Source organism: Leptospiraceae bacterium (assembly GCA_024233835.1).
Taxonomy (GTDB): domain Bacteria; phylum Spirochaetota; class Leptospiria; order Leptospirales; family Leptospiraceae; genus JACKPC01.
Genome location: JACKPC010000001.1, coordinates 61,637 through 86,381, shown reverse-complemented (window position 1 = coordinate 86,381; position 24,745 = coordinate 61,637). Strand labels below are relative to the sequence as shown.

The 24,745-nt window shown below is 38.2% G+C and carries 23 protein-coding genes; 5 read left to right on the top strand and 18 right to left on the bottom strand.

All coding sequences use genetic code 11. From position 1 onward, the window contains the following. Positions 1–3 precede the first annotated feature (3 nt). The gene (locus H7A25_00395; GenBank protein MCP5498335.1) at positions 4–1,014 is read right to left on the bottom strand and encodes an ABC transporter permease subunit; all 1,011 of its coding nucleotides are present in this window, start codon (positions 1,012–1,014) and stop codon (positions 4–6) included. 330 nt (positions 1,015–1,344) lie between these two features. On the opposite strand from H7A25_00395, the gene H7A25_00390 reads away from it, so the two are divergent. Further along, complete coding sequence (locus H7A25_00390; protein ID MCP5498334.1) at positions 1,345–2,265, top strand: hypothetical protein; 921 nt, start codon at positions 1,345–1,347, stop codon at positions 2,263–2,265. 152 nt (positions 2,266–2,417) lie between these two features. Here H7A25_00390 and H7A25_00385 read toward each other — a convergent pair whose 3' ends face one another. The 4 genes from H7A25_00385 to H7A25_00370 are packed head-to-tail and all read right to left on the bottom strand — an operon-like array spanning position 2,418 to position 5,738. Next, on the bottom strand, positions 2,418–2,705 hold the full coding sequence (locus H7A25_00385; GenBank protein MCP5498333.1) for an HNH endonuclease: 288 nt from the start codon (positions 2,703–2,705) through the stop codon (positions 2,418–2,420). 1 nt (position 2,706) lies between these two features. Then, complete coding sequence (locus tag H7A25_00380) at positions 2,707–3,150, bottom strand: CBS domain-containing protein (GenBank protein MCP5498332.1); 444 nt, start codon at positions 3,148–3,150, stop codon at positions 2,707–2,709. A 9-nt stretch (positions 3,151–3,159) separates the two neighbouring features. Beyond that, complete coding sequence (locus H7A25_00375; GenBank protein ID MCP5498331.1) at positions 3,160–3,936, bottom strand: acyltransferase family protein; 777 nt, start codon at positions 3,934–3,936, stop codon at positions 3,160–3,162. A 5-nt stretch (positions 3,937–3,941) separates the two neighbouring features. After that, complete coding sequence (locus tag H7A25_00370) at positions 3,942–5,738, bottom strand: hypothetical protein (protein ID MCP5498330.1); 1,797 nt, start codon at positions 5,736–5,738, stop codon at positions 3,942–3,944. A gap of 223 nt (positions 5,739–5,961) precedes the next feature. Here H7A25_00370 and H7A25_00365 point away from each other — a divergent pair, with 223 nt between their 5' ends. Beyond that, entirely contained in the window at positions 5,962–7,215 is a 1,254-nt protein-coding gene (locus H7A25_00365) for an ABC transporter permease (GenBank protein ID MCP5498329.1), read from the top strand. Between the two features lie 68 nt (positions 7,216–7,283). Here the strand turns inward: H7A25_00365 and H7A25_00360 are convergent, their stop codons facing one another. Beyond that, positions 7,284–7,748, bottom strand: a complete 465-nt coding sequence (locus H7A25_00360) for a putative lipoprotein (protein MCP5498328.1) — start codon at positions 7,746–7,748, stop codon at positions 7,284–7,286. A gap of 129 nt (positions 7,749–7,877) precedes the next feature. Between H7A25_00360 and H7A25_00355 the strand changes: the two genes are divergently transcribed. Continuing rightward, positions 7,878–8,108: an RND transporter gene (locus H7A25_00355; GenBank protein MCP5498327.1), complete on the top strand. Its 231-nt coding sequence runs from the start codon at positions 7,878–7,880 to the stop codon at positions 8,106–8,108. Here the strand turns inward: H7A25_00355 and H7A25_00350 are convergent. From H7A25_00350 to guaB, 6 genes are all read right to left on the bottom strand, one after another. After that, on the bottom strand, positions 8,105–8,554 hold the full coding sequence (locus H7A25_00350; protein ID MCP5498326.1) for a hypothetical protein: 450 nt from the start codon (positions 8,552–8,554) through the stop codon (positions 8,105–8,107). The two genes, H7A25_00355 and H7A25_00350, sit on opposite strands and share 4 nt — an antisense overlap. 8 nt (positions 8,555–8,562) lie before the next feature. After that, on the bottom strand, positions 8,563–10,581 hold the full coding sequence (gene metG, locus H7A25_00345) for a methionine--tRNA ligase (GenBank protein MCP5498325.1): 2,019 nt from the start codon (positions 10,579–10,581) through the stop codon (positions 8,563–8,565). Positions 10,582–10,722: 141 nt separating this feature from the next. Next, positions 10,723–11,109, bottom strand: coding sequence for a hypothetical protein (locus H7A25_00340; GenBank protein MCP5498324.1), 387 nt, complete (start codon positions 11,107–11,109; stop codon positions 10,723–10,725). 43 nt (positions 11,110–11,152) lie between these two features. After that, on the bottom strand, positions 11,153–12,127 hold the full coding sequence (locus H7A25_00335; protein ID MCP5498323.1) for an AAA family ATPase: 975 nt from the start codon (positions 12,125–12,127) through the stop codon (positions 11,153–11,155). A 6-nt stretch (positions 12,128–12,133) separates the two neighbouring features. Beyond that, entirely contained in the window at positions 12,134–13,426 is a 1,293-nt protein-coding gene (locus tag H7A25_00330; protein MCP5498322.1) for a hypothetical protein, read from the bottom strand. Between the two features lie 105 nt (positions 13,427–13,531). Next, positions 13,532–15,061, bottom strand: coding sequence for an IMP dehydrogenase (guaB, locus tag H7A25_00325; protein MCP5498321.1), 1,530 nt, complete (start codon positions 15,059–15,061; stop codon positions 13,532–13,534). A gap of 86 nt (positions 15,062–15,147) precedes the next feature. Between guaB and H7A25_00320 the strand changes: the two genes are divergently transcribed. Further along, the gene (locus tag H7A25_00320; GenBank protein MCP5498320.1) at positions 15,148–16,308 is read left to right on the top strand and encodes a DUF1577 domain-containing protein; all 1,161 of its coding nucleotides are present in this window, start codon (positions 15,148–15,150) and stop codon (positions 16,306–16,308) included. Here the strand turns inward: H7A25_00320 and H7A25_00315 are convergent. After that, positions 16,305–16,916, bottom strand: a complete 612-nt coding sequence (locus H7A25_00315) for a hypothetical protein (protein ID MCP5498319.1) — start codon at positions 16,914–16,916, stop codon at positions 16,305–16,307. The genes H7A25_00320 and H7A25_00315 overlap by 4 nt on opposite strands. 110 nt (positions 16,917–17,026) lie before the next feature. Then, a complete protein-coding gene (locus H7A25_00310; protein ID MCP5498318.1) occupies positions 17,027–18,361 on the bottom strand; it encodes a class I SAM-dependent RNA methyltransferase in 1,335 nt (444 codons plus the stop codon). 35 nt (positions 18,362–18,396) lie between these two features. Here H7A25_00310 and H7A25_00305 point away from each other — a divergent pair, with 35 nt between their 5' ends. Next, positions 18,397–19,527 carry a SpoIID/LytB domain-containing protein gene (locus H7A25_00305; GenBank protein MCP5498317.1) on the top strand — a complete coding sequence of 377 codons (1,131 nt, stop codon included), beginning with the start codon at positions 18,397–18,399 and terminating at the stop codon, positions 19,525–19,527. On the opposite strand, the gene H7A25_00300 is transcribed toward H7A25_00305, so the two are convergent. From H7A25_00300 to H7A25_00285, 4 genes are read right to left on the bottom strand one after another with little or no spacing between them, the layout of a single operon-like run. Beyond that, on the bottom strand, positions 19,507–20,031 hold the full coding sequence (locus tag H7A25_00300; GenBank protein MCP5498316.1) for a phosphatase PAP2 family protein: 525 nt from the start codon (positions 20,029–20,031) through the stop codon (positions 19,507–19,509). The two genes, H7A25_00305 and H7A25_00300, sit on opposite strands and share 21 nt — an antisense overlap. Further along, positions 20,028–21,350: a histidine--tRNA ligase gene (locus H7A25_00295; GenBank protein MCP5498315.1), complete on the bottom strand. Its 1,323-nt coding sequence runs from the start codon at positions 21,348–21,350 to the stop codon at positions 20,028–20,030. Before H7A25_00295 ends, H7A25_00300 begins: the two co-directional genes overlap by 4 nt. Positions 21,351–21,355: 5 nt before the next feature. Then, entirely contained in the window at positions 21,356–22,489 is a 1,134-nt protein-coding gene (locus H7A25_00290) for a DUF1577 domain-containing protein (protein ID MCP5498314.1), read from the bottom strand. Between the two features lie 10 nt (positions 22,490–22,499). Beyond that, entirely contained in the window at positions 22,500–24,458 is a 1,959-nt protein-coding gene (locus H7A25_00285; protein MCP5498313.1) for a PD40 domain-containing protein, read from the bottom strand. Between the last annotated feature and the right edge of the window lie 287 nt (positions 24,459–24,745).

Sequence of the window (24,745 nt, the reverse complement as noted above, 5' to 3'; positions counted from 1 at the left end):
AGGCTATTCAAACTTTATCCTTGGATCTATTAAAACATAACAAAAATCGGAAAGAATATTTCCACTTAAACTGAGTAAGCTTTGAACGAGTAAAAGCCCCATCATTAAAACGGTATCTCTTTCTGTTACCGCCTGAAAGCTCAAAAGGCCCATTCCATCGATATTAAATACCAGTTCAATGATTAAAGAACCGGCAAAAATCAGACTTAAATTATTTCCAAAGCCGGTTGCAATCGGAATAAGGGAATTGCGCAGTGCATGTTTATACACCGCTTCTTTAAAACTCAAGCCTTTGGCTACGGCTGTTCTTACATAATCCTTGCTAATTTCTTCGAGGAGAGAGTTTTTCATGAGAAGGGTTAATACGGCGAAGGAGTGGAACACATAGCAAAGAACCGGTAAAAACATATGATGGAGTCTGTCTTTTAAGCGCTCTAAGGTTCCGAGGCTTTCATAGTTATCTGAAACTTCGTGTCCGAGGGGAAAAATATCAAATACTTCTCCCGAAGCGAATACATACAAAAGAAGAACGGCAAGGGCAAAAACCGGCATAGAATAGGTAATAAAGATCACAAGGCTCGTGACAATATCAAACCGTTCTCCGTGTTTGATGGCTTTAGCAATACCGAGGGGAATACAGACAATATAGGCGATGAAGAAACCCGAAAGCCCGAAAGTAAGAGAAATAGGAAGTTTTTCTGTTATCAGGGTAGACACCGGTTTATAATAGAGTAGGGAATCCCCGAGTTCAAAGCGAACTACGTCTTTCAGCCAGTACAGGTAAGCTATAGGAATGGGTTTATCCAGATGAAGTTTTTTCTTGATTCTCTCAATTTCTTCCTGGGTGATGCGCTTGGTGCTTCCGCCCTGCTGACTCGCAGTATTCTTTAGTTTTGCTATTTGAATTTCGAGGGCTCCTCCCGGCGCCAGATTCGAAATTAAAAAAACCACAAAAGTAATCCCCAAAAGCGTAGGAAAAATTAGAAAGATTCTTTTCAGAAAGTAGTATTTCATATTCGCTTTTCCAGACTTTCTCTCTCTTTTGTTCCTGTAAAGAAAGAAAAGGAACTTCCTGTAAGGATAAAATCGCTGTAAAAATCGAGAGTACCAACCGAAAGATAAAATAGGAAGAAGCAATTTAAAAGAGGACAGCTTTTTGGTTCGATAAATCCTCTTTTTTTTAAAATTATGTCACTTAAACTTGAAATTTATTCCGATAATTTAAAATTATTTTTTAATTCGATTGACCGTAACCATGCTTTTTCCGATATTATCTACAAAGAAGCGACGGATAGTCTATTCTAAACTAAAAAATATTGAAAGAGAGACTAAAAGGTATACAAGATGAAGATAACTAAAGGTATATTCATTCTTCTAGTAATGTTCAGCCTGAGTGTGCTATATGCCCAGGATAACACTAGCACTACAACGGACAATACTGGTACAGCTACAGGTGCAGACAACTCTGCTTCTTCTGGAAAAGATGCTGCTAAAGAAGAGAAGATCAGTGGAGAATTAGTTCCTGATGATGATACAGTATCTAAAGACCCCAAAATCCTCAGGGATGAAAGGCTCTGGAAAAACCCGGATTACAAAGGCTATTACAAGGCTTTCGCAGAGCTGCATAAGCTTTCTAAAGCATTCGCAAACAACAAATATAGGCTCGCTCTTTCCGCTTATCAGTCTGGTATGAACACTATTCTTAAAATGAGAGACAGTGTTGATCAATACAGAAAAGAACAAGCTGAGAAGAAAAGACTGGATGAGAAGTGGTACTGGCAAAGAGTCGATCGTAAAGCCAGAGAAGAGAACTACATCTACAGGAAAAAAATGGAAGCAAAACTCGCTGCGGTTACTTACTTCACAAAAGCAATTAACCACTTAGACGAAATTGCTAACCCTGACCTGAGAGAAAAACCCCAATATAAAACTCTTCTTTCTGCAATCTACAGAGCATGGATTATGTCTGAGTATGACACTAAAAATTATCCTCAGTGTATTCCTATTCTTGAACTTTACCTCGAAATCGATGATAACGAAAAAGAATACCCTGCTCATAAGTATCTTGCAAGCTGCTATTCTTTCGAGGAAAATGTTCTGAAAAAGTATCAGCCAAATCAGGAAGAGCTTATTCAAAAATACAAATACAAAAAGAACGTTCACCTTCTTAGAGCTACCGAGCTCAAATACGGAAAAGGGTCCATCGAATACAAATATATCGTTGACCTGGTGAATAGAGACGAAATTATTTCTGTCACTCCTTAATTCTCTCTACTCTTTCAATAAAATAACCCCTGTTGTGGGGGTTATTTTATTTTAGTAGTTAGGAGATTCCCCCCATGAACTGAAGAAAGGAATATCTGGAATCAGTTCAGGGGTTTATTATTTTTTACATCCTTCTTTTCTTCTAAAATTAGCTATTGCATGAATTCAAAAGGTAAGCCATGTTTCTTTCTATGGTTACATTCTTTACAGGCAGGAACCAGGTTCGCTTTTATCGATTTTCCTCCCCTGGCCAGGGGAATTAAGTGATCCATGGTTAAATCAGATACCTCAAATTTTTTATGACAGTAATAACACTCGCCACCTGATTTTTTCTTTTTCCACCAGGCTGAGTTTTTTAATTCTTTGGCTTTTTTTCGTTCGCGGTTTTTTTCTTCCTCGGTTATAAATGGAATGAAGGAATCGTCTATTTCTGAACTCATATTAAACCTCGTGTGTTTTTCTATACCAGATTGCCAGATCCATCAGGGTAATAATTCCTTTCACTTCTTCTCCATCTATAACCGGTATAGAATGAATACTGTAATCAGTAAAAATTTGTAAAGCTTCTATTAGAGTTGTAGCTGTATTAATCTTGATAAGCTTTTGTCCCTGAACCAATTCTTCAACAGTGGTCTGTAGCATATCATAACTGTCTTCATTAAAAGTACCTTCATACGATAGTTTTAGAAGATCGAAAGTTGATATTATATAAACCGGCTTTCCTTGCTTCATTACGAGAATACTGTGAATCCGATTTTCCATCATCATACGAGAAGCTTTTCCTACAAGGTCGTCATGTTCTATGGTGATTACATTAGAAGTCATGAGTTCGGTTACTTTTACTTTTTTTAATAACTCGGTTCTACTTAGATTTGTCATTGTCATTCGTTCCCTTTAAAATTTGAATATTCCTTTTCTGACCAGTTCTTTGTGTATGGTGGCCTGAATTCGGAAGCGTATATTCTGGCTTGCTTCATAGAGAAATTTTTCGTTTTTAATGGCTTTCTTTCCATATTTTTTAAAACTTATGGGTTTTAAAATTTTGATTTTCCACTTGGAGCGAAAGGGCAAAAGGTTTAGGGGTAAGGGAATTTTAAAGCCCAGTGATTTTTCAAATATATCAAGAGTACCGAGGTTTATATAATTTTCTTCCCCTCCGATGATTGCCACCGGGATAACAGGAGCACCACTCATAGCTGCGAGTGCGACAAAGCCCGTTTCAAAATCTACGAGTTGATACATTTTTATAGAGGGCTTAAAGTTTCCCCTTTCCGCTTCCGGAAATATCAGAATCAGGTTATTGTGTTTGAGTAATCTCAAAGCATGACGGAGATCTCTTTTAAACAGTCCAAAACGACTCGCTACATCTTTCATCAGCGGGCTGTGTTCCCAGAAGGGGTGGGTCATCGTCCTCGGGATTCGTCTTCTTTTTTCATAGATCTCATGATTTAAAATTACTGCATCCCAGCCAAAAACCCCACTATGATTTGGAACGATGAGTGCAGGGCCACGACTCGGAATATTCTCTATTCCTTCTACTTCTAACATAGTAAATTCTTTTAGATGGCCTGCAATATAATCCGGTAGGGTTTTCAAAAAAAACTCATCGGATAGCTTTTGGAAATTCTTCTCTATGTCTTTAAAAAATTCATTCAATTTGAAAATATCCATACCCCTTACCTGAGTACCTTAAATTTTTCTATACAACCCGGCTTAGTTTCGGTAGAGGATACTGCTTGTAGCTTGAATTCTTTGGGAATATTCAGGCTTTTCAGTATAGTTTCTTCTTTGCCGGGTAGCTTACATGTTTCACTTATTATATACAGGTATGGGAAATTTCTCCACAGAAATTTTTTTCTTTTTCCGGGGTTATGGTAAATTTTTAACTTTTTATCATAAGCAATCTGGTATAAGAAAAGCTCTGTATCGGCTTTGTTTACGTGTTCGGGGTTTATAAGGTTTAAAATAATTGCATTTTCATTTAATTCCTTTTGCATATTGTTTTTTATATTTCTTGGAAGTATGTAATCATTCGAATTTTTCCCGGTAAAGCAAACTTCCTTCTTAGTAAAACCGGATTGAAATTGTTGTTGTATAGGATAGACTATTCCGATAGTAAGAAGAAGAATCAGGAACCATCGTAGAGATGAAGGTTTATAAGAAAAACTTAATAAGAATAATACAGCCGAAAGGCCTATGGCCGGGTACATGTGATAGATGTGCCTGGCCTGATGATTGGGTGTTAAAAAGGTAATACCGAGTATACTGAGCAGTATTTGAAAAGAAAGAGAATAGTATGGTAGAATTTTCTTTTCTTTTTGAAAGGTTTTGTAAGCAATCAAACAGGACAGAAGAAGGAGAAGAAGTAGGAGTAGTGCCGGAAGGTTATCTCCAAATCCTTCCTGAGTTATAGAACGAAAATAAATAGTATAATACTCCCAGCCTTTGGATACGGTTTTTCCTATTTCGTGACCTTCCATTTGTACATGGGCAAGTGTGCTGCCGGAACTGGAAAAACGATCCGGGTTGATAAGTACCCAGGATATAATAGGTAGTAAAAGCCATTGCAAAAGTCCGATTGTCTTCCTGTAACCGAGATTAAAAAGTTCTTTTTTTTGTTTGAAAAAATAATTATAAAAATCAAATACAAGGATTAGAACAATTAGGTATTTTATATATTGCTTCAGTTTTCCTTTTTCCGGAATAAATAGATAACTTAACAGGAGAAGGAAAAGAAAACCCCAGGTTTTATAATATTTTTTAAAGAAATGAGTGATGTAGGCCAGATACCTGAGTCCAAAAAGCAATGTGGGTAAGGGGTATAGGCTAAAATACAGAAGAATCGCGCTGAATAAAAACATGTAACCGTAGGGATATTTGGTCCAGAATAATCCGAAAGAATAAAGCCCTGTAAAAAAAAGGTAGCTCCTTTCTTTTTTTTCCTCCACTTCGTTTAAGAATTTTGAAAGATAGTAAGAGGACAGACAAAAAAATAATGCTCCCTGTATTTCCAGCATAGCACTGAGGCTGTAAACATTTAAGGGATAAGAGATAAAAAATATTGAGCTAATCAGAAAGAATCCGAGCGGAAATGTAACTTGCAAACCAAATTCTTTGTAGAGGATGTATGCAAGGCTGATAAGTAAAATACCGGCGGTAAAAAAAGTGATCAAGACATCAAGATAAGTAGAATGACCTGCAAGCAAAAAAAGAAAAACCTGAACCAGGTTTCGCAAAACCGGCCAGGTGGGAGAATCGAGGATCTGAAATAGGAAGGTAAACAGATTTCCATTTCGTAAGTTATCCATCATTTGAAGGCTTGTAATATACCGTAAATCAGCGTCCCAGCTTAAGACATCTTTATTCGGGCAATTCAGTTGAAAATTCTCAAAAAGAAGGTAGAATGCGTAGGTCCAGAGCGGTAATTGTAGCACAAAAAGTAATAAAACGAGTATTTTTTTAGTTTTTCTCACAAATCCATTCTCCCGAAAGAAGGCTCTCATCATGAAATAGCCTGCTTAAACTCTTCATGATAAAACTTTTATTGCTAAATTTAAGGAAAGTATAAACCTAGCAAGTAAACTATTTTTCAAAGATAAAAATATGAATATCATTTCCCTTATTACATTTCGCTATATCCGGGGTTCCCGCGTATTCGGTCTGCTTTCGATGAAGTCAAGACTTTCCTTTATCGTGATGACTGTTGGAGTTTCTCTTCTCATTGTGGTTCTCTCTATTTTTAACGGTTTCCAAAGGCAGGTAAAGGAATCTCTCTGGAACGGAGGGCCTCACATTACCATAGAAAACCGAATTAATTCCGGTGAGATAAAGAATTATGAAAGACTCATTGAATTGCTTTTGGGAAACGAAAAGCTAAAAAAACAGATTCAGTCTATCGAAGGTAGTATTACAAGTCACGGTCTTCTACAGCATAATAATAATTTTGTGCCTATTATGCTCAGGGCCATCCCTGTAAAAAGTGATACCGATTTAATTACAAATAAAGATCCAAATTTTCCAAGACTTGAGTATTATAATCGGGAAGATATAAAAGAGTTAAATGACAAAAACTATGTAGTTATAGGAAAGGAAATGTCGGGACTTTATGACTTAAATCTCGGAAGAACCGTAACCCTTACCGTACCGGCGGGGAGTTTTAAAGTGAGTCAGGGAATAGAACTCAATGTAAACAAGTTCTCTGTATCCGGTTTTTTTAAAACAGGTTATTATCACTACGATTCTCGTTATATTTTTATGTCTTTAAAAACAGCTCAGAAATTTTTCAAGATGAAAGACACGGTTAACCAGATTAGCATAAAGGTTCATTCTCTCGATGATCTGGATGAGTGTAAGGACCTACTTTTGCAAACCATACGTTCTCCCCTGGTGGAAAAAGAAAATCCTACAGGAAGTTTTTCGATTCGTACAATTGCAGAAGAGCAGCAAAATTTTCTAGCAGCTCTAAAAATGGAGAAAACTATTATTTCGAATATCGTATTTCTCTTTATCGTTCTTGCAGCTCTGGGTATGGTAGCCACCGTATACTCCCTGGTTCGTTCCAAAAGAAAGTCCATCGGAACTCTAAAAGCTCTGGGTTTACCCGCTTCCCAGATTTTGCTTATTTTTACTCTAAATTCTATGATTATTGGGATTTTCGCTTCGATTATTGGCGGGATTATAGGTATCTATTATGCTACCAACTTAGAAGCCTTTACGAATGGTTTAAGTGAAGTCATAAACGCTGTAGGTTCCCGATTAGACTCTCACTGGAGAAATGTGGAATTAGTTCCTAAAGACATTTATTATTTTGATCATATACCTGTTGATATTGATGTAAGTTTTATCTTCATGGTTACTACAGCTTCTACTATATTGTCGGGTCTGGCCGGATATTTCCCTGCAAGATGGGCTGCCAAATTAGATCCGGTAGAAACCATACGGAATGATTAAGAAAGAACTAATATATCTTATAAAACTTCCGAAAAGATAAACTTTCCGGAAGTTCCCTACCGGGTCCGTTAATTCAAAGAGTTATACCCTCTTTGAAGATAAAAAGCGATCTGAGAATTCTTGTTAAATACTTCTTTTTTTAATTTCTGGAATTCTTTATTATCCATACCTGAAAGTTTTAAGCCCTGACCTATAGCTTCGTAGGTAAAAGATTTCTTTTTCCATTCCAGAACTCCTTCTCTTCTGGCTACTTCTGAAACATCTTTTTCAAAATCTCCCTCAAGCCCTTTTCGTGCATACAGGATGGTTAGATCTCTGACATCCATACTATAGGGTTCGATGCCGTATTTTGAATCAGGTACGGCAGTGCTGATAGAACCGCTGATGGAAGTAAGTGAGTTTGAGATGCTGGATATAGAATTTAGTGATGTAGAAGTTGTAGAGATAGAATTGGAAGCTGAACAATTCCAAAAGAAAAGTAAAACAAGAAAGGTTCCTAAGAACGCTTTATTTTTATGTTTTAATTTTAACATAATTCATAGCCTCAGGACATAGCACTTTTCTTGCCAGATTTTTTTGTTTTCTTCTAAAAAATAATATATAGCATAATACCCCATAGGGTATTAACTTGACAGGAAATCTATTCCTGATAAAAGTTCCTTATGCTTTCATTTTTAAATAGACTTTCCTATTCCCATTTACTCTTACCTGCTTTACTTCTGGGTTTGGCTCCCTTTTTTCCGGAACCTCACCTTTTAGAAAAATTAAGAATGCTAAAGAACGGAGAGCTAATAAAGCCCCTTGATATTTTTGACCTGTTTATGCACTCCGCTCCTTTATTGTTGCTTCTTCTGAAATTCCTTGTAAGTAATGCAGAGAAAGAAAATCGTTAAAACCGGGGTATAAACGGACGAAACCAGGGCATTCCTGCAAGGATAACAAGGCTTATGAGAAGGAAGCTTAAAAGTATAAACCTGTGCTTTCTGGCATCAGCAGATTTTCTTCGAGCCAATATTTTTACGAAATGAGCGAGTACTACTGCGACGATCATAAGTAAAATATGTTCTACTGCAAAATGCCGTAAGGTCGAATCTTTCATGGCTGCTTTCATGTTCTGAAAAGCTTTCTGGGTTACCGGGCTAAAAAAGAAATATAAAATAAGACCGATTAATAACTGTATATCCATGAAGATAACAGTTATTTTAAGCCAGAATTCATCAGACTTTGTCCAGACGGAAGATCGTATCCAACCGGAAAGGGAGCGAATGAGAATAAGGGCAAAACCCATAAGAATTAACCATCTTAAAATATTGTGAGAAGCTAATATTTTTAAATACATTGTATCTCCTATTTCAATAAATCTCCGGGGCTGGCATTTCTGTGAGGTATAAAAAGAGAAAGTCCTGAATCTTTTCCGGAAGCCAATAACATTGCCTCCGAAACACCAAATTTCATTTTCCTCGGTTTTAAATTTGCAACTACCACCACTTTCAAACCCTTTAAGTCTTCCGGTGAATAAGCCGCTTTAATCCCGGCAAATACATTCTTAACTCCTTTTTCGCCGAGATTAACCTTTACATTTACTAACTTATCTGCACCTTCGACTGAACCGGCTTCTACAATTTCTCCCACACGAAGTTCCACTTTCATAAGTTCTTCGATACTAATATAGCCTTCTTCATTCACAACAGGACTTTCCTGCGAAACACTTGTTTTCTTCGGTTCTTCTTTCTCTTTACTTTCTTCTACCATCTTCTCTATATCCTTTTTCTCTACCCGTTTGGCTAAAAATTCGTATTTCTCAACAGGAGTATTTTCAATGAAATCTTGCAGGTTTAGAAAATTTGATGCTTCTGATACATTCAATAATTTAAATATTTTTTTGGATATGTCAGGAAGAATGGGAGAAAAATAAATAGCCAGAATTCGAGCTGCATTCAATGCAAATGTAACTACTTCTCTTGTTTTTTCTTCATCTTCCTTAATCAATAACCAGGGTGCTGTATCATTGATCGTTTTATTTACAATGTCTCCGGCTTTCGTAATATCTTTTAAAGCTTTGTGGAAGTTTTTGGATTCATAAGCCTCCCTGATAGAGGTTTCAAACTCCAGTATTTCGTTTAACTTTACCCTGTATTCTTCTGTGAGCTTTCCTAATTTTCGACTCAGCTTATCGAGAATCGAAGTTCCTACTCTGGATACGATGTTCACAAGATTTCCAACAAGATCCGAATTTACTCTGGCAGCAAAATCATCAAGGTTCAAATCCATATCTTCAATGGTGTCATTTAACTTCCCGGCAAGATAAAAACGGAAATGTTCGGGGTTTAAGTGTTTCAGGTAAGTGGAAGCTTTGATGAAGGTTCCTCTTGACTTGGACATCTTCTCCCCGTTTACCGTCATAAAACCGTGTACATGTACTTTTGTGGGAGTGCAAAAATCAGCTCCATGCAACATTGCCGGCCAGAAAAGGGTATGAAAATATAGAATATCTTTCCCTATAAAATGAATCACTTCTCCTTTTTTTTCTAACCAGAATTGATTAAATTTATCTTCATTGTTTGAGAAGTAATTTTTTGATGAAGCCATGTAACCTATAGGTGCATCAAGCCATACATAAAAGTATTTATTTTCTTCACCCGGTATTTTAAAACCAAAATAAGGACCGTCTCTTGAAATGTCCCACTCCTGAAGCCCTGAACTAAACCATTCCTGTAGTTTCTTTTGTACCGGCTCCTGTAACCTGTCTCCTGACTTTACCCAGCTATCCAGATACTCACTAAAATCCTGGAGTTTAAAAAAGATATGTTTGGAAGATTTCAGACTTGGAGTATTTCCACAGATAGAACAGGCTGCATCTTTTAAATCTTTTGGACTGTAGGTTCCGCTGCATACTTCACAACCATCTCCATATTGTCCCTGCGCTCCGCATTTTGGACAGGTTCCCTTGATGAACCTATCCGGTAAAAACATGGCATCATGTTCGCAGTAAGATTGCTCAATGTCTCTGGAGTTAATATGTCCTTTTTCTTTTAGACTATTGTAAATCCTTTCTGAAAAGTAGCGGTTTTCTTCCGAGTTTGTAGAATAATAGTTATCGTACTCAATTAAAAAACCAGTTAAGTCTCTGTAATGTTCTTCGTAAACTCTGGCTATTAATTCTTCCGGTTTGATTCCCTGGTTTCTGGCAGCCAGCATGATAGGTGTTCCGTGTGTGTCATCCGCACAGAAAAAATAACAGGTATTTCCGATTGCCTTTTGAAATCGCACCCAGATGTCAGCCTGAATGCCTTCTAAAAGGTGACCGAGATGAATCGAACCATTGGCGTATGGCAAAGCAGTTGTTACGAGTATGTTTTTATTCATAAAATCCCCAGAGATTTATGAAAGTATTCAGGCTTTATTTGTCAACCAGAAGTATCTATTCAAAAAAACAGAGAATATTTTTTTCTTGTAGAAGAGCCACCGGTTTACTTACTCAACGACCGGGAAAAATGAGGATTTTTCTTAATTAACATATCGAAAATAGGTAGATAGGGCAAAGAAGCAAGCACCAAACAATCCCTCTACTATACTGTAGTGCAGGGGGACATTAATGGACTCAATTCCATCAACTTCCGGATCCAGATCCTGTAAAAGTTTGGAGCTAAAGTAAAAGCTAATAATGACATAAAGTATATAGACGAGTGGGACCAGCACCTGGGTTGAGGTAAAGTTAAGGAAGATAAGAGCCAGAATGCTGATAGGAAACCAGATGAACTCAAAAATGGAGGTGATGCTCAAACCATCAGTAAATTTACCTTTTTCTTTTATTAGTAAAATTGCACTTACGATGCTTACTAAACCAATAAAGGAGGAGAAAAATAAATAATAATCAACCAGCACCATAACCATTTCTCATTCTTCTTTTTTAGCTTTTACGGTCAAGGAGTTTACTTTAATCTATATGGAAGAAAATTTTAACTGCCTGTTTTGCGTTTTGTAATCTCTCTTTTCCCTGTCCTTTTATGAGAATGTAGGGAATGGAACGAGCTTTAAGCTCCTGTAAGAAAAGTCTGTGCATTTCTTTTCTTTCATTCGGAAAATCTCGCAATGGGTCAGAAACCCAATCTATGTCAATATCCATGAGTAAATACAGGTCATATTTTCTTGATTCGGCCAGATTTTCGATTTCTTTTTCACAATAGCCGATGTACATATTACTATAAATTTTCGTTGTATGGAGGTCGGTATCACAAAATAGAAAGCCTCTTGCTTTTTTAGAGTAATCTTCTTCCAGTTGAATTTGTCCTCTGGCAATAACCGGAAAATCTGAATCTTCTATTATATTATTTTTCTTCTCCAGATAATCTCTGGCAAATTCCGGAACCCAGATGGTATCAAATTCTTTTGCCAGAAAAGAAGCAGTAGTAGTTTTACCGGTAGACTCGGAACCGTATATAACAATTTTCTTTAAAAAGTAAGGCTTTACCGACTCCGGGATAAAGTCCCAGTATAAATGCGGGTTTTGGCGAATTTTTGTTCCTGAAATCGGAAATGTAGTTCTCTGAATATCTACCGGTCTATGTATACATCCAAGAACTTCCGATAGTTTGTAGCCATATTCTTCTGAAGAAAAGAGAACATCGGGACCATCGGGACAAAATTTCCGAATACTCTTCAACCAGATATCCCAGAATTCAGGGTGTTCGTGGGGTTCCTGGGGATTTTCGTCCTGCATGTGGTGGACTATGATGTTGGGAAAAGTTTCTTTTACCCATTTATACCTGAGTTCTCCCGGTATGGGTTCTGAGGCAAGGCTACATACCAGGACTATGAGTTCGTTTACTTCCCGGCCGGCCCTTTCAATCAGGTGCATATGCCCTTTGTGCATGGGCATAAACTTTCCAATAATAAGACCTTTCTTCTTCAAAAGTTTTCAGGCAAATAGAGTTTCTTTTTGAACAAACTTTTTCTTTTTCTCTTCCCTTTTTGTCTTTGCTTTTTCCCTTGCTCTTTGCTTTTCTTTTTCCTGTCTGGCTTTCCAATTTTTCAAGCGTTCTCCTTCTTTTTGAATATCATTGAAGAAGGCTGTGATTTCTTCTTTACGGTCTTTCATCTCATGGATTTGTTTTCGTAAACTAAAATTAATATCACGCTTTAGTGTAACTTTATCTTTTCGGTTTGTAAAATCCCAGGCGGGATCCTTTTTACTTCTACGGATCTGTGAACGGAGGAGCTTCGTATCAGTTTTATACTTTTCTGCTATATTCAAAATATCGCTTATGGAAGTTCCATTGTCCAATTTCTTTTTGTCATATAGATCGCAGAGTGCCAGAACCATATCGAGTTTCTCTATGTCTTTTTTCTCATAGGCATCTATTGTATCATACCAGAGCTGGTCTTTTCTGGAATCCTTATCTTTTCTCAGGTCGGGGTGTAGGATTCGTGCCAGGCTTCTGTATCTATCTTTTAAACGGGTTTCTAATTTCTCAGCCTTGTTTTCTTTGGAGGATTTCTTATTTGGGGAAAATCTTTCTGTATCTTCTTTGTAAGATCTTCTATATTCTTCAAAGGCTTCTTTAAAAGGAGACTGGTTCAGGTTTGGATTTTCAATTCCTAATACGTTCTGTATAAATTTTTTAAATTCATCTTTCAGTTCCTCATCTGTTTTATTCGGATTAAAATGGGCTTCGTATTCCTCCTCGTCCCAATCCCCAAATTCCCTCTCCCAATCATCTTCATCAAATTCTTCCTCATCTTCCCTATCATATTCACTCTCTTCGTCCCAGTCGTCTTCCATTTCCTCGTGATGAAATCGAGCTCTTTCTTTATCCATGAAACCTTCTTCGTTTTTATGTTCCTCGTAGTATAAGAAGGCTTCTACCAGGCCCATTTTTCGAGAAAAACGAATAAAATTAATATCATTAAGAATATATTCCAATTTATGGAGTTCTTCCTGAAGTTCTCGAATACTCGTAAGTTCTTTTCCGAAGTTATAATTAAACCAGCGAGAATAGGCGGGTATATCTTTTGTATTGAATGTTTCTAAGAGGAGGTTCGCTTTTTCCAATTCTTTGATGGCTCGCTTGGCTTTTTGAGCCGCTTTCTGACGAATCGGTTTATTATCCACAATAACCAGAGCTCTACAGGGTTTTCTTTTCTCTTGCGTCTGTTTGAAAGGAGTCTTTTTTTCTGGAGAAGCTTTTTTTCTTCGGGAAGAATGTCTCATAGAAACACTTTTTCATAAAAAAGTTTTTTTGTAAAGAGACATATTTCGATAGAAGGGAATTTTATACACAGGGTTTGGTAACAAACCCTGCTTTCTGAGTAGTGCCTATTCTCCTCTCATAGTGGGAGCAGTATAGGAATAGAGATTATGAACAGAACCCTGTAATTGAGCAGACTGAGAGCGTCTTTCAAACCTTAATTTACCGGAGTACAGGGCTTCGTGTATACTGCTTATAGAACGATATCCCATATCCTGAAAGGATTGCTTCAGCCCCTGTACGAGGTAAGGAACGAGATTGGTAACGGAACCCTTGTCTAAGACGGCACCACTAACCCCCTGGGCTACCTTAATCTTCTGGGCTTCAGTTGCATAACGCTTTTCACCACCGGCACTCATGGCTTCGAGACTCGCCATTCCCCTGTATTTTTTCAGCCTCATTCCATTTTCATAGTAGTATTCACCGGGTGCTTCATTGGTTCCGGCAAACATGGAACCCATCATACAGCAGGAAGCACCTATGGCCAGGGCAATGCCAATATCTCCTATATTCGTAATCCCTCCATCGGCGATAATCGGGACATTATATTGGTTGGCGTATTTACCTGTTTGATAAACTGCTTTTGCCTGGGCCCTGCCAACAGCCATAGTGTCCTGGGTAATGCAGATAGAGCCGGGCCCCATACCTACTCTCAGACCATCTACGCCGGCGTCGATAAGAGCTTTACTCTGTTCTATGGTGACGACATTCCCGCCGATGATTTCAAGGCCTTTAAAGTTCTTCTTAATGTAAGTAATCATCTCCAATTGATAGCTGGAATGTCCCTGGGCAGAATCTATAACAATGACATCAACTCCGGCTTCGTACAGAGCTGCTACTCTATCTCTGGATTCAATCAGGGTGGATACAGCTGCACCGACACGTAGCCTTTTATTTTCATCCTTGGAGGAGTCCGGAAATTCTTTATTTTTTTTTAGATCGGAGCGACTTACCAGGGAAACCAGCTTTCCTTCGTTATTAATGATAGGTAATTTCCCTTTTTTTGAAGTTTTTAATACTTTATTTACTTCCTGTAGAGAAAGGCCCGCTTTACAGGTGACCAGATCGGTAGTCATGACTTCTGCAATTTTTTTAGTCCTGTCTTTTTCAAAGTCAATATCTCTATTTGTCACGATACCTACAAGTTTTGTATCAGAAGTCCCATCTTCAGTAATAGGAACACCGGTAAATCCGAATTTCTCTTTTATGGAGTCAAGATCGGATATTTTGTGGTTTGGAGATAGGATGACCGGATCGGTAATAAAACCATTTTCGAAACGTTTAACTTTCTTTACATGTTCCACCTGTTGTTCTATGGTGTTATTGTAGTGTATAATACCAATACCACCCTGTAGGGCAAGGGATATAGCCATTTTGTATTCGGTAACTGTATCCATCGGTGAGCTGATTAAGGGGCGTTTGATTCGGATATTTCGAGTCAGACTGGTTTCCAGATCCACATCGGAAGGGTTGAAGTCGATAAATCCCGGGAGGACCAGAAAATCTTTATAGGTCAGTCCTATGGGAATGCTAAAAAGTTCTTCTCCACTTAAACCGTCATTGGAGAAATAATTTGTTGATAAATTCGTATTAGTCATTAACTTACCTTTAAATCGCAGGGTAAAAACCTTGTGTTTCTTTTCAAGATAATTTCAGTTTAAAGTAAAAGGGGCTTTGAAATAAGATGGAAACGCTGGATCGAAAAAAGAGAGAGACTCAACTCATTCATGAGCCGGAAAAGAGAATTCTCATCCTTTCTAAGTATTTGAATAAACAGGAGCTCCTGATTAAAGAATTACCCGGTAAAACGGTTCGTTTAAAAGAGTTCAGCCGGGATGGGAAGAGAATTATCATTGAAGCAGATAAATATATCAGTTTGAATCCTGGTGAGGTTTTGTCTCTCTCGAAAATCTTAGCTCGCTATGTTCAATTAGACTGTAAAGTCGTAAAACTTCGCCCCCATCATCATTTTGAACTGGAAATCGAAGAATTGCATATTGCGAAAAGGGAAAGAATAGATAAACGCATCATTCCACCGAGAGAGCATGTCTGGGTTACGAATATCCGGACCAGCAGGGTTTCTTTAGAGACCAGTTTGCATACGATTCCTACTTATGTGAAAATCAATTTCAGTGATTATGAGTCCAAACTCCGACATAAATTTGATTATATCGAAGTGGATGTGTTTCATCCCGGTCAGGACGAGAGATTTTTGATTGTAAGAAAGACCTGTAAGACTCTCTACATAGAAAACACCCAGAAAGAAGAAAGTTATCATGCGGTAGATGATGACTTTGTGGATTATTCGGAAGAGTTATTGGGGGATGTAAATAAGGCTATGTTCGAATATAAGAAAAATAAAATTATTTCGGAAGTCATTATGCCTGTGATTTATTTAAATCCCTCCAATGAAGCAAGTCCTATTGGCTATGTTCATATCCAGAGTAAAACAAAACCCATTCCTTACGACCTGTTGATGGAAGCTAAAGCCCTTACTTTTGAAATGATAGACAGGATTCGAGAATCTAACACCCTGACGAACACCAAGCGCTTTCCTATTTTGGATATGTCTGCCGGAGGAGTGAGAATTCTAATCAGTGATAAGGATCTGATAGAACAATTACCCCATCAACTGGGTTTTTCCTTTGATATTTATTATAAATTACAATCTCCTATGACCATGTATGGATTGATTCGTTACGTATCAAAGGATAAAAAAGGAAACCTGATACTGGGAATCAGTATATCAGGTTCTTCCAATACATCCGCCGATAGGGAAAGATACCTTGCAAATCTGGATAGTCTTATCAACCATCCGGAATTGCATATCTTAGAAAGCGGCTAAAGAATTTCAGGAAAGGAATTCTCGAAAAATTTCATTCTATCCGGAGAAAGCTTTTCCCCGTTTATTTCTTTTAATAAAAAAGAATACCGGCAAAAGTTTTCTTCTGCTTTAACAACAAGAGAAATAATATCCAGTTTATTGTAATATAAGAATTCGGATATCTTCAGAAGATGCCAGGACACCACATCTGTCTTTATATCCAGAACCGTGCAGTCTATAGTGGAAGGATTAAATATTGTAATATTAGCCTGAGCTGAATCGTCTCTGGCTATGAGATTCCGGATCTCGTTTTCCTTCATATAGTCCTCAGGGCTTTTTTGATTGGAAATTAAGGCTCGAATATCTGCTTTTATCCGGTTTAACTCGGCATCATCCATTTCCCTGTCATCTTTATTGTGAATGATGAAAACATCTTTTACAAGTCCGGCAGATACAGTTTCCGCAACAGCTTCCAAAATATGCCACTTATAACGAAACAATACAGCAGACATTTTATACATAATTCCCACTGCATTTTGAGATACACTCAGCTTTAAAAGGTAGTTATTTCCTTTACGTATACAGGATATATCAATGGTATATTTCTTTGTTATTTCTTCCACTATCATTACCGATCCTCCGATGCTGTTTTTTTAAGCAAATCGTACTGATACTTAAGTTCTTTTTGCTAAGTCTTTTCTGTTAATTAATAAGCAATAATTGTGCCAGTTGGAGTTCATTAATTTCTTCGCCTGAGATAAACCGCGGATTCGAGGTGAGGACTGTGAGGAAATGGATCGGTTAGAATTCCTTCAAGGGCCACATAATTATCCAACTTTTCAATATCTTCAATCTGGCTATAAGGGTTGCAGGATATATATATAATTTCCTCCAGGTGGCTTTCATTCAAAAGCTCTATCATTCTATCACCGATTCCTCTTCTGGGTGGGTCTAAAAGGGCCAGACTATTTTTTTCGGCCTGTTCTTTTAGAAAAGAGCTCTCTTTTAATTGTAAAAGATCGGATTGAAAAAAAGACATGTTCTTACCGGGAAAATACTTTTTAAGGTTTAGATTGGCCCTTTCTATGGCTGCTTCTGAAATATCAAAACCGTATAATTCCTCAAATGTTTCTCCGAATAATAAGGAAAAAAATCCATTTCCGCAAAATATATCGAGAAGAATTTTTTGTTTTGAATGTTGAATTAATTTGTTCGTATATTCGAGTACCGGCATGAATCCTTCGATATTCGGTTGAAAAAAAGAATCGAAAGGAATCTCAATCTTTTTATCCATTAGATGTTCCGTATAGAAGGAAGTTCCTCGAATGACTTTAAATTTTCCTTCTGCAGAGACTTCTGATTTCGTACGGTTATAGCAAAAGACAATGTTTCTTGCAGTAGAAGAAGCTAAGACAGTTTCTCTAAATTTCTCTTCAACATCCGTATCATAAAAAGGCTCTATAAAAGTAAATATACTTATATTATCTTCTGTAAATCTTGATTTCCTGAGAGTAATATATTTTAAATAACCTTCTAAGGTTTTTCGGTTCAATTCAATACCTTTATGTTCTTCTAAAACTTTGCGAAGAGCCTTCAGTTCATCGTTTGCCCACTTAGACTGGATTTCACAGGATTCTATATTGATGATTCTTCGAAAGTTTCCGGCTTCTCTGAGTCCTATAATTCCACCTGGATAAACAGCGAAATCCATCCGTCCTCTATGTCCGTACTGAAGCTGTGCCGGAATAGGTTTTATTGAGATATTGAGTTTTTCCTGATATACCTGTAAGAGTCTGTTGGTCTTTATTCTGAATTGTTCTTCATAAGGAAAATGCTGAGCTGCGCAACCTCCGCAATCCGCAAAATGTCTGCAACGAACAGAAGAATGATCGGAGTTCTTTTGGATACCTGTAAGCCGGGGATACTTCTTTCTTTTACCGGTAAAATAGACTGAAACTTCATCGTTTTCTTTTGCATACCGAAAGGAGTATTTCTTATCTCCCAGGTAACCACTTCCTTCAAAGGTTTCGGAGACTTTTTCTATGCGAATTTGAAACTCCTCTCTATTTTCCATCTTGTCCTGTTCTTTGTTTTTATTATTCTGGTTTTATGAATCAAAAGACCAGCTTTTTTCTTTTATTCCTTATCTCTATTCTTTTTTTTAGTTCTTGCAGAACGAATGCAGAACTGCTAGAAACCTATAGACCCAAGAAAAAATATGATAAGTTAATCGCCCGTGTACTCTTGGCGAAAAGTCAGTATCTCCATCTCTCCAGTTCGGGCAAGATTACTGCCAGAGACGAAGCCGGTAAGGTTCTCTGGAAAACAAAAGATTACTTAAATCTAAATTTCCCGCTCGAAAAAACTACTATTCTTGAATTTGCAAGTGAGCGTTTTCAGTATTCAGGTAAAGAATACCGGGGAAAGCTTTTACTCAAACCCGATGAAGCCAAATTTCTTATCATTAATCTGGTAGATTTTGAGAACTACTTACTTTCCGTTGTTCCTGCGGAAATGCCTGCTTCCTGGCCCATAGAAGCCTTAAAAGCCCAGGCAATTTGTGCAAGGACTTATGCCTTACGTGCTATATTAACATCTTCTCATTTATCTTATGATCTCGAAGGAAACACATATAGCCAGGCCTATGGAGGAATTCAAGCCGAACACGAATCCAGCACGAAGGCTGTTTTAGATACAAAAGGAATTATCTTATTATATAAGAACGAACCCTTAGATGCACTTTACCATAGCAATGCCGGAGGAATTACGGAAGATGCAGAGTCGGTCTGGTCAAATAAATTAGAATATGTAAAAACAGGTTTTTCTAAATTTGATTATCCTTCCAAAGCTTTTTATTGGAAGTATTCTTTTAGTTTGAATGAGTTACAAAAAAAATTTGATAAAGAGTCAGAAGAAAGCTGGCAGAGTTTGCAGATCACAAAAGCAAGTGCTTCCGGTAGAGTTTTAGAACTCGAAGCAAAAAGTGAAGGAAAGAGCTTTCTCTTTTCAGGAAAAGAATTACGCCTGAGTCTTGGAACCCGACATTTTCGTTCTTTAAAATTTTATCTCGTAAATAATGGTAGAGAATATACAGCTCATGGTTTTGGCTTTGGTCACGGGGTAGGTTTAAGTCAATGGGGGAGTTATAATATGGCGAAGGTAGGATTTGACTACAAAGAAATTCTTCGTTATTACTATCAAAATTTTCGTTTTGCTTCCTTAGAGGAGAAAAAGAATTAGCGTCTTCGCATATATTCCAACAAAGCACATAAGAAAACCCAGAAACCAGCCCATCAGTACATCCGATAAAAAATGATGTAAGGTACAGAGCCTTCCGATTCCGGCAAAGAATGAAAAAAAGATAAACCAGAAAGGAAAGTGGTAGCCCATAATAAGAGTTAATAAGGCTACCATGGAATTCGCCGCGTGAGCGGAAGGAAAAGAATGTTTTAAATCCGGGTTCTTATCTTCCGATTCTAGGATCTTTAATAGAGGTCTTTTTCTTGCCGTAAATTTTTTGAGGAATAAAACCAGCCTGTCCGTCAAAAAGGTAATGAGACCCACATGCAAAAGTATCCACCAGCCTTCTTTATTCGGATGGAGATAAAACACGGTGGGAAGAAGGAAGATCCCCAGAGTCTCCCCCTTGTTTATCTTGCCGAGAACCCAACTCAGTTTTGGATTCTTTATCTTCCGGTTGATGAAATGGGAACAGGCAAGATCAATTTGCTCAATAGGTTTCAAAGTTTTAACTTGTCCTGCAAGACAGAGACAATTTCACTCATGCTATATTCGTTTTGTTCTCCCTTCTCCAGATCTTTACACTGAACCTTGCCCTGCCGAATTTCATCTTCACCTAATATTAGGATGTACTTATATCCCTTTTTCTCAGCTATACCGAATTGCTTTCCTAACTTAATACCCGGATTCAGCATAGTTTCCGTCTGGATCCCGGCTTTTCGTAGGCTGGAAGCCAGCTTTATTGTATCGAGAAAAGTCTTTTCATCCAGAAGAGGAATAAATACGGTTTTAAAACGATTCAAATCCGGAACCAGTTTATGGCTGCGTAAAAAGTTTTCGAGGGTTACATCCCCCAGTCCGAAACCGATACCTGATAACTCTTCTTTAGAAAAAAGACCTATAAGGTTGTCGTATCTTCCTCCACCGTACAGAGAACGGCGATTTTTGGGGTCGGTATCAAAAATCTCAAAGATGAAACCGGTATAATAGTCAAAACCCCGGATAATCGAGGGGTCAAAATCCACAATTTCAGAAAGACCGAGTGCATCGAGTGTTGAAAATAGTTCCTGAAGTTCTTTCAGGGTTTCCGCTGAAATTCCTTTAAATTCGTTGATGGTTTTCGTATCTGCCAGCAGGTATCTTTCTATCTTAGCCTTTTGCTCTTCCGGTTTATCGAGAATCTTTAAGAGTTCTGCGTCAAACTCCTCTGCTTTCAGCTTATTCTTTTTATCTAAGAGCTTGGCCAGGGGTTGAGATTTTTCTTCCTGTAAGCCCAGTTCTTTCTCAAAGAAGTCGGAAAGGATTCTACGGTGGGATATTTTTACCCGGAAGCTTCCCTTGGGAGCTCCAAATGCAAAGAGAATATCACAGGCAAGCTGTATAATTTCTAACTCGGCCCGAAAGCTATTTTCTCCAAAAACATCCACATTTAACTGCCAGTGCTCTCTCAGCCTTCCGTGACCCGGAGCTTCATATCTCCAGAGGTTTGGCAGAGAAAACCAGCGAATAGGCCTCGGAAGCTCTTTACATCTGGCTGCTACCATCCTCGCAAGGCTTGGAGTCATTTCAGGGCGGATGGCTACGTGCCTGTCCCCTTTATCGATGAAATCATAAAGCTGTCTTTCAACGATTTCTTCCCCGGTTTTGGCTGCATACAATTCAAAAGATTCCAGCAGGGGGGCGTCGTACTGGCGGTATCCATAGGATTCTACGACCTGTCTCATTACGGAGAACATCCAGTTACGGAAGTCCATGTCTTCCGGGTAGAAGTCCCGGGTGCCTTTATAATTTGCTGTGGAGAGTTTTTGCTTTTTTGGTTCCAAGAGTTTTACTTTTTAAATGCCTTCACAAATTTTCTATACCTATCCAAATATTTTTCATCGGTGCTCGTGCCAACTACTTCTGCTCCAACCAGCACAGTATTTTCCTCTTCGAAGACATGACAGGCTCTCATCGTAAGTCGTATTTTGGGCTGATTTTTAAAAATAATATCGGTTGTAAAGATGGGCTTGGAGTTCAAAGAAGAAATTACACTGAGCTGGGTAAATTCAAATAGAGCTCCTCCCTCACAGAAGTTCAAAATGGCCTGTTTTTTCTTAATTCTTTCGACCTGGTAGTCATGAACTTTTTTTAAGATGGTTTCTTTGATAGTATCAAATTCCGGGATAAGTTTCTGGATATTGATCTCATTTCCTTCTCTCGAATCGGCATAGCAATAGGCAATAACCAGGGAACCCTCTTCCATTTCGATGGTAATCGGGTAATAAATGAAAGAGTGAATTTTTTCCTTGTGATAAAAAGCCTTTCTTTTCTCAAGTTGGAAGTCCTCTTCGAGGTGTTGCTTTAAATCACTGCAATCCAATTCTTTAGAAGACTCCATCTTTAAGGTATCGAGGATTATGATAGGTTTTTTATCCATTTTCAGGATTTCTTCTTCATAACCGGGAAGGGGGCCCAGAAGACTCGCTACCTTGACTTCTTCGCTGTACTTATGCTTTAAGTCCGAGTTAGCTTCCTCTATTAAGACCGCCATCACTACGCCCAGAGCTTTTTTCATGTCTTCTAAAGAACGAGAAAACACGATATTATTGGCATAAGCTATATCTCTCGAATTCTCATAGCGGGGGAAACGTCTCGGCTTATCTACTTCCTTAAACAAAAGAGGTTTGCAGGCAATGAGATTGTCCCGGATACCTAAAATTTCCGACTTAAGCTCCATGTACATAGGTTCTAACTTATAGACTAATAACTCTTTCTTTAAAAAAAGAGAAATGTCCTTCGGAGCTTCAAAGACAAGGTAGCCATCATCATTATATTTTTTTAAACGAACCGAAATGTCTTCGTCGTTTACAATACAAAATGCATCCGTTTTAAAATCGTGTTCGAGGACTCGGACATGGATCTCATCCCTGTCGCTGGTTGAGATCCATTCCCGTTGCTTTCGTTCTAAGGAACTTTCCATTTTGTCCTTCTTAATTTAATTTTTTAAAACTTACCCGCCTGTTCTTCGCCCTTCCTTCGTTTGTTTTATTGTCTGCAATCGGTTGAGAATACCAGTAAGCCTTAACTATAAGCCTATCTTCCGGAATTCCTTTCCCAACCAGGTAGGCCTTTACTATTTCGGCTCGTTTTAAGCTCAGGCTTACATTAAACTCTTTATTGGCAATATTGTCCGTATGTCCCCCGATTTCCAGTTTATCTTTGGGGTTGAGAAGAAGATGCTTTACCATCCTATCCAGTAGCTTATGGTGCTTCTCTGTAAGCTGATAGGAGTTAAAATCAAAGAAAATAGGCGTTTTATAGACTTTTTCTAAATCCTGAAGCTTGCGTAAATACAGGGTAATGAGCTTATTTTTTTCCGGTTTGTATTTCTTTATGTCTACCGTCAGGGTTTCATCTTTATAGCCACTGGCTCTGGCCAGGATTTCAAAGTCCAGTTTGGGAAGTTCTCCCAGGAGAAAACGGTTACGCTTACGGCTGAGAGGTTTTCCATCTTTTTGCTTCTCTGTAAAAATCGTGATGTTACCGTGCGAGATCCTGTCTTTGGTTTTATAATCCCTGAGCTCAACATAAAAGTCTTCGATTTTCTTTTCTGTTTTATCCGGTATTTTTTTGTTATCTGTTTTGGGATCCTGGATTGGCAGAACCGGCATCAGGACAATTTTTAGATACCGGGACTTATCCTTTCCTATATTCCCCCTTAAATCAAGAGAGACTTCGGTCGGATGAAAACCGGGAGAAGCTACTTTCAACTTATAGAAAGAACCCGTGCTGAGGCGGGTTTGAAAGTTTACCGAATCTTCTCGCATTAAATCCCCTCCGATTCGTTTGGAGGTAATAGTTTTAATCAGACCTTTTTCGTTATAAACCTGGATACTGGAATCAAGACCTATCATGATGTCTTCCGAACCATCCAGAACCAGACCTTTCAGGGTAAAAGGATACTGCCTGCGAAGCTCTTCCGGCATTTCCGAGCGATATATATCAAACTGCCCCTGTCCTCCTGAGCGATTCGAAGAATAATAGACCCAGAGTCCATCATAAGAAAGGGTGATGCCTTCGTCGTCGCTATCCGAGTTGAAGGGGAGGCCGAGTTTAAAAACATCCTCAAAAACCAGGGCTTTTTTTACTTTGAATTCAATTTCCGGTTTTCCACCCATATGAACTTTGTAATCCACATTCTTACGAATAGCTGTATAGAAATCGAATTTATAATTCGGGTCGTTTCTATCCGAGCTGAAAAAGAGAGAAAGTCCGTCGTGGTGGAACGAGGGCATAATCTCGTTGGAAGCTGTATTTAGATCCTGTCCGAGATTTTTAGGAGTCGACCAGGTACGGGTTTTTTCATCCCGGTAACTTACCCAGAGGTCATTTCGCCCGAAGCCTCCCGGCCTGTTGGAAACGAAGACCAGGGTATTTCCATCGGGAGAAATGGCCGGCATCTTATCATCAAAATTCGTGTTAATATTCGGAACCTGCTCCGGTTTCTTCCAGCGATTGGTTCTGGGGTTGCGGGAGGTATAATAAATATTTAAACCATCCAGTCCGTTCCTTCCGGTTTCTTCATCTTTTAAAGAGGTGAAGTAGATTTCTTCCGGTTCTCCCCCGGCATTAAACCAGACCGAAAAAGCACCTTCATAGGCAGGAGTGTTCAGTTCTCGAAAATTTACCGGTTCAGCCCATTGTGCAGAACCCGACCTGTCTCTGTAATTGGTGTTCTCTGAGAGCCAGAGATCCATTCCTCCCTGTCCTCCCGGACGATTGGACTGAAAGATAATATATCTTGCATTGGGGCTAATTACCGGGTTATACTCTGCATTTTGAGTATTAAGAGGGTAGCCGAATTTTGTATCGGATGGGTTGGGAAGGGGTTGTGAATGTAAAACAAAAGTAAAAATGAATAAAAAAAATAGTGAAATAAATTGTTTCATACTGGCGCCTTTTCAGTTGAGAATACTATTCCTAAACACCTTTTCGTCAAGAAAGAAGAAGGTGTTAAAGACTAATTTTACCTTTTTTTGGTCAGCCGCTTTTTTTACCGCATTACCAGGGGCTATCTAAAAAGAAGGATATGAAATTACTTCCCGCTTGACTTTTGGGGTTATTTATCATAACTCGATTTTTTTATTTATCCAAGCGAAAAAAGCTATTATAATAGCATTTATACAGGAAATAGATGTCATGAAATCCACTTCTTACTGTATTTTTAGCCTCATTC